Here is a 13,046-nt window from a genome sequence, read left to right as displayed (position 1 = left end):
AGCCACGATGAAGATACTGATCTACGGCATCAACTATGCGCCTGAGCTGACGGGAGTGGGCAAGTACACGGCGGAAATGGCCGTGCTGCTGGCGAGCCGCGGACATGACGTGCGCGTGGTGTGCGCGCCGCCGTATTACCCGGAGTGGCGTGTCGGCGAGGGCTACGCGTCGTGGCGCTATCAGCGCGAGACGCGCGAGGGCGTGGCGATCTGGCGCGCGCCGCTGTGGGTGCCCGCGCGTCCGAGCGGCCTGAAGCGCATGCTGCATCTGGCGACCTTCGCGGCGACCTCGCTGCCGCTGCTTGCGCGACACGTGCTGTGGCGCCCGCACGCGGTCATGCTGATCGCACCGACCTTGATGTGTGCGCCGGGGTCGCTGATGCTTGCACGCGTCGCGCGAGCGCGAGCGTGGGTGCATATTCAGGACTATGAGGTCGATGCGGCATTCGATCTGGGGCTGCTGAAAAGCTCGCTCGCGGCCCGCGTGGCGCGCTGGGTGGAAAGCGCTTTGCTGCGGCGCTTCGATGCGGTGTCTTCGATCACGCGGCAGATGAGCGAGCGCGCGACGACCAAGGGCGTCGACGCATCAAAGGTCGTTTGCCTGCCCAACTGGGTCGACGTGTCGATGATCTTTCCGCTCACGCGGCCGAGCGAATTCCGTCGCCTGCTGGGGATTCCCGACGACCGGAAAGTGATTTTGTACTCCGGCAACATGGGCGCGAAGCAGGGCATCGAAACGCTCGCCGATGCGGCGGTCGCACTCGCCGCGCGCACGGACCTCACTTTCGTGTTCTGCGGCAGCGGCGCGGCGAAAGAAGATCTGCGCGAACGCTGCTCGGCATTAACGAATTGCGTGTTCCTGCCGCTGCAACCGTTAGACCGCCTGAACGAACTGCTCAACCTCGCCGACATTCACGTGCTGCCGCAACGCGGCGACGCGGCCGATCTCGTCATGCCGTCCAAGCTCACCGGCATGTTCGCGAGCGGACGCGCGACCGTGGCGATGGCGCGTCGCGGCACGGCGCTCTACGAAGCCGTGGCGCCGCGCGGCGTGGTCGTGCCGCCCGACAACCTGAAAGCGCTGACCGCAGCGATCACGACGCTCGCGAACGACGCGGAACGACGCGCGGCACTTGGCAAAGCGGCGCGCGCTTACGCGGAGCGCACGCTCTCGCCGGAGTCGACGATTCGCACCTTCGAGGAACGGCTCGCGATGCTGTTGCGCGAAGTGGGAGGCAAACGCGGTAAAGGCGGCAACCGCGGCACACCGTCTTTCGGCGCGCGGCCTTCAGGTGCTGCGGCGAGACGCCGGCGAAAACCGGCTACCGCGGAGGAAGCCGCGCCGGATTGATCCGGCACGCGGCTCTGTCATGAAGTGGATATCACCACGGAGAACGGTAGACGCCCTGCTTGCTGGCGTAGGGATCGGTATAGGTGGTTCTCGCGGCCCCTTCGGGCGTCACAACACCGGCAGCCGCGTTCGGACGTCCCGGCTGGGCGGCCACACGCAGCTGGCCGTTGGCCGCAGCCGGCGCTTTGCCCTTGCCCTTGCCTTTACCCACCGCGGGCTGCGCGGCCTGGTCGCCGCCCAGCACCGTCATGCGTTGCGTGTCGAGCAGCGCCGCGCGTTGGGCGTCGTTCGTATCGCCTTGCGCGCCGTCGGTGCTGTAGGGGTTCGGAGCGCCGAGCAACGCCTGCTCACTACTGCGATGCGCGGCGCGCCGGTTGGCGGGAAGCTGCGCATTGAGACCGTAGCCGTTGGCCGCCGTCGCGGCGGGCGGCAGGGCGGGCGCCGCGTTATTGGGCGCGGCGTTCTGCGCGAACGCCGGCGCCGCGCACGATGCGATCGCGAGAAGCGTCCAGGTAGCAGTGTGTCGAAGCGAGGTCATCATCTGATTCCTCAAGAAGATGCTGTCGGGATAAAGCTATCGTGCGCCAACCGGTACGCGTGTAGCCGCCAAAACGCTTGCCTGCACAGCCACCGCGTGAAGCCGGGCCAGGTGCCGCAACATAATGTGAGAGGTTTACCTGGCATGCCTGCCTATGTTTACCACTGTTCGTGGTTCGGAGAAAGCTGATGGGTCACGTAGCCGACGATCCTCACGTCGGGCGTATGCCGCAGGCCGAGAGCGCGCGCGAGAACGGCCGCGTGATCGATCTGTCGCAGGCCGGAAAAGGAAACTATCAGGCGAAGCGCGGTGCACTGATCGAACTCATCTGGTTCGTGCTGGAAGCCTGTGTGATCAACAACAAATTGCTGCCGTTCTCCGGTGTGCGCGTGGCGTTGCTGCGTCTGTTCGGCGCGAAGATCGGTACGGGTTGCCGATTCGTGCATCCGCTGCGCGTGAAGGCGCCGTGGAATCTCGAGGTGGGCGAGAACTGCTGGTTCGGTGTCGATGTGTGGATCTACAACCAGACGCTGATTCGCATCGGCTCAAACGTGTGCATTTCTCAGGGCACGTTCCTCACCGCGGGATCGCACGACATGAGCACCACGATGGATCTGCATGTCGCGCCGATCATCATCGAGGACGGCGTCTGGATCACTTCGAAGTGCGTAGTGCAAATGGGCGTGACGATCGGCCGTTCGGCGGTCGTGACACCTTTGTCGGTCGTGCATCGTTCGCTGGAAGCGGAGGGCGTGTACGGCGGCAATCCTTGCCGTTTTATCAGGAAACGGTTCGACTCCGTGACCTGAACCACAGACCTGAAACCGCAGCGTCTGTACGCTGAGGTGGCCGAGGTCGTTTCGCCGGAATGCCGGCCGTCGCAAACAGGATTGCCGCGCTGCGGGATGCGCGGCATTCGCGATGGCACCCATGCAAGTTCCGGCTGCGACGTCTGCGTGGTCTGGTTGCCGGCTCCGCCTGGCGAACCGCGCCATGCTCAGGAAATGCGTGAAGCAGATGGGAGTAGCGGATGTTCATCGATACACGTACTGTTGAACAGAACACCGTCGTCGAGACGACGGTCTGCATCATCGGCGCAGGCGTCGCGGGCATTACGCTCGCGCTCGAAATGTCGAGGGCGGGTATCGACGCCTGCATGCTCGAAAGCGGTGGTTTTGGACCTGACGACGCAACTCGCGACCTCTATCGCGGCGAGAACATCGGCCTTCCCTACACGTTCGCGGACGGCTCGCGCAGCCGCTATTTCGGCGGCAGCAGCAACTGTTGGGGCGGCTGGTGCCGCCCGCTCGATCCCTGGGACTTCGAAAAGCGCGACTGGATTCCCCACAGCGGCTGGCCGTTCGGCCTCGATGAACTGGCGCCTTACTATGCGCGCACGCATGAACTGTTGAAGCTCGGCCCGCAGAATTTCGACCCCGCCTACTGGGAGCGCGAGATCGGGCGTCAGGACGTGCGCCGTCTGCCGCTCGCCACCGGCGACATGCGCGATACCGTTGCGCAGTTCAGTCCGCCGGTTCGCTTCGGCAAGGCGTATCGCGAAGAACTGTCGCATTCGACGCGGGTCCGCGTGTTCCTCCATGCAAACGTGCTGAGTATCGACGCCGACGCGCAGGGCACGACGATTTCGAAACTGAAGGTGGGCACCATCAGCGGCCGCGCGATAACGGTGACCGCGCGAATTTTCGTGCTGGCCACGGGCGGTATCGAAAACGCGCGCCTGCTGCTGGCATCGAACAACGTGCAGGCGGCCGGACTTGGCAATGCCAACGATCTGGTCGGCCGCTACTTCATGGATCATCCGCGCATGATGTCGGGCAAGGTGCGCTTCCGTCCGGGCATCGCGCGCAACAAGCTATACGACATCAAGTACCACTACCAGAATGTGGCTGTCTCGGCGCACGGCACGAAGATCTCGTCCCAGTTCGCGCCGAAGCAGGAGTGGATGGAACGCGAGAAGCTACTCAATTCGCGCGTGTGGCTTTACTCGAAATGGTACGGCGAGGGCAGCGCGGGTTCCGAGGCGCTGATCCGTTTCAAGGAAGCGCTGATGGGCAAGGACCAGCCCGGGCGCAGCGTGAAGCGCGACATCGAGACCATGATCGCGCACCCGCTGGACACCGTCGGTTTCGGCTTGACGCGGCTGTTGCAATGGCCTGCCTTGATCACCGACGTGACGCTGCAGGCCATCGTCGAAGCGGAGCCCAATCCGGACAGCCGGGTGACCTTGTCCGCCGACAAGCGCGATCACTTCGGCATGCCGCGCGTGCGGGTGGAGTGGCGCCTTGGCGACCAGGTGCAGCGCACTTTCGACAAGACCTTCCAGTTGCTCGCGCAGGAGTTGCAGATGGCGAACGTCGCGGACGTCACGCTCGATGAGCCGCTCGAAGGCCGGACATGGCCGGCGAAGCTCGAAGGCACGTGGCACCACATGGGCACCACGCGCATGCACGATTCGCCGCGCGAGGGTGTGGTCGATCGCGACTGCAAGGTGCATGGGATCAGCAATCTCTACATTGGCGGCAGCTCGGTGTTTCCGACCGTCGGCGCCAATTTCCCGACCATCACGATTGCCGCGCTGTCGTTGCGTCTCGCTGGCCATCTGATGCGGCAACTCGAGGTGCCGGACGCCGTTGGCAGTACGCGAGGCGCAGTTGCCAACAGCGCCACCATGTCGCTTCAGACGCCGCCGCAGGTCGACACGTTGCCGATCGCGGCTTCGACGTTGACGCCGTTGATGAAAGAGCAGTGAGCGTGTGATCGGGACAAGCGAAGATGGCGCGCACAAGGCGCGCCATCTTCGCTTGGGTTGCCGGTTCGGGAGCTTGCCTGGTGGCAGCCGGCGCGTGTCAGTGGGTTGGCTGGGTCGTTTCGCGCAATGTGGTGGGCGTGTTGTCGTTGTTACGCGCGTCGTCGTGGCCGCCCCTGGTTTCGAGCAGAGCGGTCAGCGCGTTGACCATGGTCTCGACACGGAAGCGCGCGTTAAAGGTCTCGGACGCCTGCGCGCGCATCGCAGCGCGAGCCGCGTCGTCCAGTTCCAGCCAGCGCAGCAGATTCTTTTCCGTTCCGGCGATGGTGTCCGCGGCCACCATCCCCGCGCCGTCCGCTTCGATTTCGCGCCACACGTTGACCTTGTCGGAGATCAGCGCGGGCAATCCGCAGCCGAGCGCCTCGGCCACCGCCACGCCGAAATTCTCCTGATGCGACGGCAGAACGAACACGTCGCTCGCATGAAAAGCGCCCCACTTGAGTTCGCCCTGGAGCATGCCCGGCAGGCTCACGCGATGCGCGATGCCGGCCGCCTGCGCCTGGCTGCGCAGCGTCGAGGCCCAGCCGGTTTCATCCGGACCCGCGATCACGAGATGCAGCGTCTGATCGCGGCTGGCAACGCGTGCGAAAGCGTCGATCAGCAGATCGCAGCCTTTCTTCGCGTGGACGCGGCCGAGAAACAGCACGATGCGTTTGCCGCGCAGGCTCGGTATGGCTTGCAGGAACGCTTCCCGCAGCGGCGCCGCTTCGAGTTGCGGCACCGTCGTGCCGAACGGCACGATCCGTTCATGCGCGCGATACAGCCAGAACGACTTGCGTGCGCGCGCGCGTTCTTCTTCGGTTGTGAAGATGACGGCGCGCGCGTCGCGCAACACGCGATATTCGGCCCACGGCCAATACAGCCATTTCTTCAGATGCTTGAGCGGGTAAGCCTCCTTGAACCACGGGTCGAGCATGCCGTGCACATACACGTAGTACGGCACCTCGCTCCTGTGCAGCGCTTTCCATGCCGCGAAGCCGTGGTATTGCCACAGGCCGTGCACGATCACCGCGTCGAAGCGCTTCGCGTTGGCGGCGAGCCACGGCGCGAGGCGTTCGCTGAAGCTATAGCGGCCTTTGGTCGGGCCGAAGACGTGGATCGGAAAAGGGAAGGACGCGAGGTAGGCGTCGCGCGGCGCATCGCAGGTCGCCACTTCAATCTCGTGGCCGGCTTCGCGCATCGCCAGCCCGCTGCGGCGAACGCCTTCAACGGGGCCGCCGGCGCGTGGGTCGACGCTTGCTAGCAGGTGGAGAACTTTCATCGGGCGGTATTCGGTCAGTTGGAACGATGCCTGGGCGGCGAGTGCGGAACGAGGGCGCCGAACTGGCCGGCTTCGGACGCGGAACTGGCGGTGCGCGACATACCGAGTGTGGACGGGAGGTCGGCGCGGCCCATGCCCGGCCGGATCCGTCCGGGCAACTCGGGCATCGCTTCCGGGCGCACGGATGGCGGGCTGCGGAAGCGCCGTACGCGCGCCGGCAGCGCACGCTGCAAACGCGCGTGCGTGGCGATCATCAGGCCGAGCGCGACGCCGAAGATCAGCCCGGAAAAACGCGGCCCAAGCGGATTGCCGCCGATCGACGTGGCCGGCAACGCGGCAAACAGCATGATGGCGCGCCCCAGTACCGGCAGCATGGGCGCGTCGGGTACGACGGAGCGCCAGTAGCGATACGAGAAGAAGCAGATCGCCAGCGCGGCGAGCGTGGCCAGCGGCATGCCGATGCCGAACAGCAGGCCGCCCGCGAAGAACTGATAGACCCAGAAGTTGTGGCCCGCGGCCCATTCGTTGATCGCGTAGAAGTCCTTCTCGCTGATCTGGCCGGCGAGGTCCGGCAGATAGACCGGCGAGTAGCGGTAGTAGTGGCCGTAGCCTTCGCCGAACAACAAGGTCGTCGGCTCCGCGGTCACCTGATCGTACTGGTCGCGCATTTCCGCGAGACGCGTGATCGTGGTCGGATCCTTGCCGGAGCGGGTTTCCTCGGAGAAGAAAATGCGCTGCGTCCAGTGCTCGGCGACGGTCGGGAAAGTCAGGGCGGCGATGCCGGCCGCGCCGGCGAGCACGGCGCCGATGATAATGGTGCGGCTCATCGCGCGCCAGATGTGCCGGATCGACGGCGCGCTCAGCCCCATTGCGATCAGGAACAGCAGCACCGTGCCGACCATCACGCTGCGGGTCACGCTCAGCAATTCGATGACGACACTCAGGGCGAAAATCGATACGGTGAAAAGCGAATAACGTTTTGCCACGATGAATTCGTGCAGCAACACGCCTTGCAAACCCAGCAACGTCACGGAGAGGATACGGAAGCGCACGTCGTCGAGATCGCCGCCCGTCGCCATGCCGTAGACCAGGGTGAACAGAAGGCTGATGACGTTGGCGACAAACAGGGCCTTTTCGAACTGGGCGATGCGAAATTCGCTCCACGGGCGGCACGCCACGAGATAGCCCAGCGTGAAGAGAATGAACGGCAGCAGCACGCGCAGATAGTTGCCGGTGTCGTTATCCTGAACCAGTTGCGCGACGATGCTGCCGGCCACGCACAGAATCATGCTCCACGTGACGATCGAGCGCAGCCGCGAGCGCTCGTGAAAGCGCGGCGCGATGAGAAGCAGGGCAATACCTGCGGCGATCGCCGGCAGCACGAAAATGAACTGCGCGAAGTGACCCGTATTCGCGTCGGTCGCCTTGTAGTCGAACGCGAGCGGCAGCAGAAAAAACCATATCCAGGGCGTTGCATACTGATGGCGCATTAACGATTCCCTCCCCGTCGCCGTAGATTCGCCGCGGTCTATAGCGGACGGTCTCGTATCGGCTTATTTTGAAGGAATCGCTAGGCCTGTTAGTGGGCTGGACCGCATTCGTCGAACAATGCCTGGGTTTAGGCGTCAGCGGAAAGCGTAAGCTCTGCAAGAGGCGCGCACACTTGCGCAGGTTGTCGGCCAATGCCTTGAAGTTGGCGCGCACGCACGCTTGGCGACACCGAATATGCAAAAAGGGCGCGTGCCTTGCGAGAGAGACGACCGCGATATTGCATGGGATCGGAGTGTGGGCTAAAGCACTAACTCGGGTCGACGGCGTTGCATGGGACCCAAGTAAGCGCTAAAGCGCTAACTTGGGTCGACAGCTTTGCATGGGACCCAAGTAAGCGCTAAAGCGCTAACTTGGGTCGACAGAGGGGAACAGCATGAAGTTATTCGGCGGGGCGGGACCCGCAAAAGCCGGAAGGGCAATCGAGCTCGACTTCGTCCGCGGCATCGCGATCATCATGGTGATGGGCTTTCACTTTCATGCGGTTCATACCGGCAATTACCTCATTCAGATTATTGAGTACCCGCTGAAGAGTTTCGGCCGCGAAGGCGTGAACCTGTTCTTCACATTGAGCGGCTTTCTGGTGGGCGGCCTGCTGCTTCGACAGTACGCCGAGACCGGTCATGTCGATGCCCGCCGCTTCATCATCCGGCGGATTTTCCGCATCTGGCCCGCGTATTACGTGCTGATCGCCTTCCATGTGCTGGCCGGACGCCACCCGTGGAATAGCTTCCTCGTCCAGAACCTGACGCACTTGCAGAACTACCTGGGCACGTCGATTACGCAGACCTGGAGTCTGGCGGTCGAAGAACACTTTTATCTGGTGCTGCCGGCGCTTCTGTTGATGTTCTCGCGCTGGCGTCTCGGCGCGTGGACGATCGTCGGCGTGCTCACCGGCATCTGCGCGGTGGTGCTGACGGCGCGCTGCTTCGCGGTGGCGGGCGGCAATCTCGACGGCGCGTTTGCTTACACGCAATACCGCATCGACAGCCTGCTGGTGGGCGTGATTCTTTCCGCGATCTACTGGATGAAACCCGGCGTCTATCATCAGCTCGCGAAGCGCAAGTGGCTGCTGATCTTCAGTGTCGTCCTGCTCTGTGCATGGCTCGCATTCGCCACCAGGAACCTCGTACTGGACGAAAGCATCGGCTATACGATCCAGGCGCTCGGATTCGCCGCGCTGATCGTGCTGGTGCTCGAATATTCTGGATCGTTGCGTACGTCGTGGATCTATCGCGGCGTCGCCTGGATCGGACTCTATTCGTACGGTATTTACTTGTGGCATTCGCTCGCGCTCGCGCCCGGCGACATGCTGATCCGCAAAGCGACCGCGCTCGGTCTCGCGCCGAGCCTGATCTGGGTCGTCGCGCTCGCGGCGCAGTTTGCGATCGCGATTGCAATCGGCTACGTGACCACGCGCGCCATCGAGTATCCGTTCCTGCTGATGCGCAATGCGCTGTTCCCCGAAAAGCGCAGCAGCTCGGTGCGCGAGGAAGTGCCCGCCGCTGCCGCCGGTGGGCAGTTATCCTGAGTATGCAAGAGAATGCGCGCCGCTTACTTGCATAGGCGGCGATAAACCGATGCCAAATGTGACGAGGCGTCCATCGCACCGATGGACGCCTCGTTTTTTGTAGAACCTGCCGCGGAATCAGGCCATCTGTTGCAGCAAGGTCTGCTTGAATTGCCCGAGCGTATGTCGTGACAGCAGATCTTCACGCGCGGACGGCATGGCTTCAGGCGCATGCGGCCACGAGGTCATGGTCTCTGTGATCGCACGGCCGATCGACGCGGAACTCAGGTCGCTCAGAATCGGCCCCAGCTCGCAACGCCGGCTGAACCAGCCGATCAAACCGTCTTCAGTGGCGATCACGGGCTTGCCGAAACGATACGCCTGCACCAGCACGCCGCTCATGCCGTAGTGCCCCTTATAGCCGAGCCACACCGCGTCGCACGCGGAGAACAGATCGCGTTCCATATCGTTGGAAATGAAGGCGTCGAGCACCAGCGGCGCAGGGTTGAGACTGCGCACATGGTTGCGCATGAAGTGACGCGTGCCCGCATCCTGCTCGCCGGCGACGATCAGCGTGGGCGCATGCTCGAGACGCGTCAGCGCATGCACGAGCTCATAGATGCCCTTTCGTTCCGTGATCGCGCCGTACACCAGCAGATAGCGCTGGTCGGGATCGAGCCCCAGGCGCTCGCGGGCCAGCACGGGATTTTCCGCGTGTTCATCGGGAAACGGGTCGGCCACGTAGGCGATCGCCGCGCTGTGCTTCGACGCGCTGCGTGCCGACCATTCCGGCAAGGTCGGATCGATAGTCAGCAGCGTGCGCAGGCCGGTGGTGCGAATCGCGCGCTTGAAGAGCAGCGCCTTGACCGCATTGACGACCGGACGATCGGGCGCCTTGATGCCGACCTTGTGATGATGGAACGTCGAGCGCATCGTGATGCCGATCCATGGCGTCTTGCCGAAAGGCGAGCCGAGAAACGGCAGCGAATAGAAAAAGTAATCGACGTAGGGCACGACCACGAGACGGATCGACTGCATGCGGGTGATGATCGAGTGCACGCGCTTGAAATAGCGGTGAAAGCGCCAGTACTCGTTGGGATCGGGCAGGCGGTTGCGGGTTCGCTCCTCCGGATCGACGAAAGCGATTTGCTGGTCCGGGCGGTTGGCGGCGGTGATCTGTCTTGCGAGCCGGTGGTCTTCGTTGGCGCACTCGGTCACGAGCATGCACGGATAGCCGGCTTCCGCGCAGGCCTGCATGATCCACTCGGCGTATCGCCAGCGGTGGCCGGTGAGATTCGGTTCCACGATCAGGACGTAGTCTTGTTCCATTGCGTCGGTAACCATTTGCGTTGCGGAAATAAGTACCCGAGCGCCGCTTCCCGCATGGCGCTGGCTGAACAACGTTAGCATCGCCGGAATCCGTGTAACTACTAATTTGTCCGGCTTTGTGGGTCAGCGTACTAGGGGGCGTCGGCTTAGGCTGAACCGGCCTAGCTGATGGCGGTTGTAGGCGATTCTCTCGCGGTATGGTCGTGCATGAAGTTCGATGAAAAAACTCGCCGGCTTGCTGGCGCGACCTAACAAATTATGCGCTGGCGGCGTTCGCAGAGCGATCCACGAAATCGCTCCGCGCGCGGCCGATTCAACGGCGCTCCGATTCGACGGAGAAACAGCTTGCGGGCGATCAGGCTTCCGGCGTTCTCGGTGGCGGGCAGCTTCGGCGCGAGTGCGGCGACGTGGGTCCTGCTACAGCAGTTCGCCGTGCGTGGACTTGTAGCGATCAAATTTCTTGCGATTGGCCGGATGCTCGGGCCGGCGGCAATCGGTAGCGTGAGCGTGGCTCTGCTCGCGGTGGCGATTGCCGAAGCACTGTCCGATACCGGCCTCGCGCAAGCGGTCATTCAAGGCGAACATCCGCCTTCGCGCTCGCAGCTCGGCGCGGTGTGGACCACATTGACGGCGCGAGGCGTGCTCATCTCGCTGCTGCTGGTCGCGCTCGCCCCATTGCTGAGCAGCCAGTTCCATCTCGACGGCTCGCTGATCCTGATCCAACTCGCCGCGCTGCTGCCGTTGCTGCGCGGTCTGGCGTCGCCGGCTTATTACGTGGTGCAGCGCGAGCGGCGCTTCCAGCACATCGCGGGCGTGGAAGTGGCGGCGTCGTTCGTCGATTGCGCGGTCGGACTCGCGCTCGCGTATTTCGGCGCCGGCGCGTCGTCGGTGCTGATCGGCCTCGTGGCCGGCGAAAGCCTGAAAAGCACGCTCACCTGGGCGACCATGAAACCGCGTCCGCCGATCCGCGCCGTGTGGTCGGGCATCGGCCACTATGTCGGGTTCAGCCGCTGGATCTGGGCCAGCAGCGTCATCAATCTGCTGCTCAATCAGTTCGACAAGGTCGTGGTCGGCAAGCTGCTCGGGCCGGCGCAACTGGGCAGCTATCAGATGTCGTCGCGGCTCGCGCAGATGCTGCTCGCCGACGCCGCGATCGCCATGTCGCAATACCTCTTTCCGACTTTCGCGGCGCATCATCGCCGCAGTCCGCAGTCGGCGGCGCGCATCATCAAGATCTATCTGCTGGCGATCGCGCTCGGGCTTGCGGCTTTCGTCGCGCTGCTGAGGCTGATCGCCGAGCCGCTCTTCTCGCTGATTCTCGGCGCCGCATGGCTGCCTGCGGTGCCGCTCTTCAGGATTCTCGTGATCAACATGGCGATCGGCGCATTGATCGCCGTGCTCGTGGCCTATCTGCGCGCGGTGGGCGACGCGAAGGCGACCGTGCATGCGTCGGCGATTCAGGTCGTGGTGCTGCTGTTGAGCGCGCCGCCCGCCGTGCACTATTGGGGCGTGACGGGCATTGCGTGGTCCATGACGCTCGGCCTTGGCTGCGCCGCGGCATGGATGCTATTGCGGACGTTGACGGCAAGGACGCCGTGATGCGCGTCTTTCATCTGGTTCTTGCGCCGCGTCTGTCAGGAGCTGAAGTTCTGGCCAGGGACCTTGCGCTCGATCAGTGTGCCGAGGGCATGGCAGTGTGCGTGGCTTCGCTGTTGCCGGCGCACGCCGATTTCGCGCCTTTGCAAAACGAGTTGGAAAGCCACGGCGTGCAGTGCTTCTTTCCCCAGCGGCGTCATCGTTCGTTTATCAAGCTGTGCCATCTGTTCGGTGCGGTGCGGCGTTTTCATCCGCATGTGATCTTCGCGCACGCGACCATTCCGTCGTTTTACGCGCGCGCGTTGCCGCTGCGCGTGCCGGTGGTCTACGTCATGCATTCGGCGACCAACGACTTCGAGCGTCCGCTGTTCAGGCGCATCGAACATGTCCTGTCGGGACGCGCCCGGATGGTGATCGGCGTGTCGGAGCAGGGCGTGACGGACTACGTGCAGGCTATTGGGGCGCATCCTTCGATGACCGTGGTGCCGAACGGCGTGGATCTCGCACGTTTCGCGTTCACCGACGGCGTGGAACGCGACGGCCGCGCGCCGCAGGTGGTGCAGATCGGCCGGTACGCGGCAGTGAAAAATCAACTGCTAACCGTGCGCGCGTTCAGTGAAGTACTCAAGCACGAGAGAGACGCGCGGCTCGTGTTGTACGGCGTGATCGAAGACCCCGACTACTGGCGCGACGTCATCGCGCAGGCGAAGACGCTGGGCATCGCGGAGCGTGTCGCGGTGGCGGGCCCGCGCACCGATGTCGCCACGGTGCTGTCGGAATCGAACGTGTTCGTCATGCCGTCGCAATCCGAGGCGCACAGTGTGGCGTTTCTGGAGGCACTGGCTTCCGGCGTGCCGATCGTCGCGAGCAAGATTCCGGCCTTCGCTTTCGCGAGCGGATTTCCGGGCGTCCAATTGGTCGATACCGGCAACGTGCAGTGCTATGCCGAGGCGGTGATCGTTGCGCTAGGGCAGGCGCGGGCGCAACGCTCTCTGGCCGGCTTGACGCTCAGAGATACCGCTGACCGCTATCGCGCGATCGCGCGTCAGGTGAGTCTCGCCGTGTCGGCCCGCTAGGGCGCGCTTG

Annotated in this window: 10 protein-coding genes; 6 read left to right on the top strand and 4 right to left on the bottom strand. The window is 63.8% G+C overall.

Annotated features, from left to right (window positions below; all coding sequences use genetic code 11):
- Nucleotides 1-7 precede the first annotated feature (7 nt).
- Nucleotides 8-1,351 carry a glycosyltransferase WbuB gene (locus tag ACFSNN_RS12750; RefSeq protein ID WP_134457033.1) on the top strand — a complete coding sequence of 448 codons (1,344 nt, stop codon included), beginning with the start codon at nucleotides 8-10 and terminating at the stop codon, nucleotides 1,349-1,351.
- 31 nt (nucleotides 1,352-1,382) lie between these two features.
- Here ACFSNN_RS12750 and ACFSNN_RS12745 read toward each other — a convergent pair whose 3' ends face one another.
- Nucleotides 1,383-1,892 carry a hypothetical protein gene (locus ACFSNN_RS12745; RefSeq protein WP_134457032.1) on the bottom strand — a complete coding sequence of 170 codons (510 nt, stop codon included), beginning with the start codon at nucleotides 1,890-1,892 and terminating at the stop codon, nucleotides 1,383-1,385.
- 185 nt (nucleotides 1,893-2,077) lie between these two features.
- On the opposite strand from ACFSNN_RS12745, the gene ACFSNN_RS12740 reads away from it, so the two are divergent.
- Together ACFSNN_RS12740 and ACFSNN_RS12735 are read left to right on the top strand one after the other, a co-directional pair.
- Nucleotides 2,078-2,698 (top strand): DapH/DapD/GlmU-related protein, encoded by a 621-nt coding sequence (locus ACFSNN_RS12740; protein WP_134457031.1) that lies wholly within the window; start codon nucleotides 2,078-2,080, stop codon nucleotides 2,696-2,698.
- 221 nt (nucleotides 2,699-2,919) lie between these two features.
- Nucleotides 2,920-4,659 (top strand): FAD-dependent oxidoreductase, encoded by a 1,740-nt coding sequence (locus ACFSNN_RS12735; protein ID WP_134457030.1) that lies wholly within the window; start codon nucleotides 2,920-2,922, stop codon nucleotides 4,657-4,659.
- Between the two features lie 97 nt (nucleotides 4,660-4,756).
- Here ACFSNN_RS12735 and ACFSNN_RS12730 read toward each other — a convergent pair whose 3' ends face one another.
- Together ACFSNN_RS12730 and ACFSNN_RS12725 are read right to left on the bottom strand one after the other, a co-directional pair.
- Nucleotides 4,757-5,977 (bottom strand): glycosyltransferase, encoded by a 1,221-nt coding sequence (locus ACFSNN_RS12730; RefSeq protein ID WP_134457029.1) that lies wholly within the window; start codon nucleotides 5,975-5,977, stop codon nucleotides 4,757-4,759.
- Between the two features lie 14 nt (nucleotides 5,978-5,991).
- On the bottom strand, nucleotides 5,992-7,467 hold the full coding sequence (locus ACFSNN_RS12725; RefSeq protein ID WP_134457028.1) for a hypothetical protein: 1,476 nt from the start codon (nucleotides 7,465-7,467) through the stop codon (nucleotides 5,992-5,994).
- A 434-nt stretch (nucleotides 7,468-7,901) separates the two neighbouring features.
- Here ACFSNN_RS12725 and ACFSNN_RS12720 point away from each other — a divergent pair, with 434 nt between their 5' ends.
- Entirely contained in the window at nucleotides 7,902-9,056 is a 1,155-nt protein-coding gene (locus ACFSNN_RS12720; protein ID WP_134457027.1) for an acyltransferase family protein, read from the top strand.
- 117 nt (nucleotides 9,057-9,173) lie between these two features.
- Here the strand turns inward: ACFSNN_RS12720 and ACFSNN_RS12715 are convergent, their stop codons facing one another.
- Entirely contained in the window at nucleotides 9,174-10,379 is a 1,206-nt protein-coding gene (locus ACFSNN_RS12715) for a glycosyltransferase (protein WP_134457026.1), read from the bottom strand.
- 330 nt (nucleotides 10,380-10,709) lie between these two features.
- Between ACFSNN_RS12715 and ACFSNN_RS12710 the strand changes: the two genes are divergently transcribed.
- Together ACFSNN_RS12710 and ACFSNN_RS12705 are read left to right on the top strand one after the other, a co-directional pair.
- Nucleotides 10,710-11,963, top strand: coding sequence for an oligosaccharide flippase family protein (locus tag ACFSNN_RS12710; RefSeq protein WP_134457025.1), 1,254 nt, complete (start codon nucleotides 10,710-10,712; stop codon nucleotides 11,961-11,963).
- Entirely contained in the window at nucleotides 11,963-13,036 is a 1,074-nt protein-coding gene (locus tag ACFSNN_RS12705; protein WP_134459004.1) for a glycosyltransferase, read from the top strand. The genes ACFSNN_RS12710 and ACFSNN_RS12705 overlap by 1 nt, the downstream gene beginning before the upstream one ends.
- The last annotated feature ends 10 nt before the right edge of the window (nucleotides 13,037-13,046 follow it).

It is taken from the genome of Paraburkholderia dipogonis, assembly GCF_042680985.1.
In the GTDB taxonomy this organism is placed as follows: domain Bacteria; phylum Pseudomonadota; class Gammaproteobacteria; order Burkholderiales; family Burkholderiaceae; genus Paraburkholderia; species Paraburkholderia phytofirmans.
Note: the sequence above shows the minus strand (reverse complement) of the source record. Positions and strands in the feature narration are given on the sequence as shown.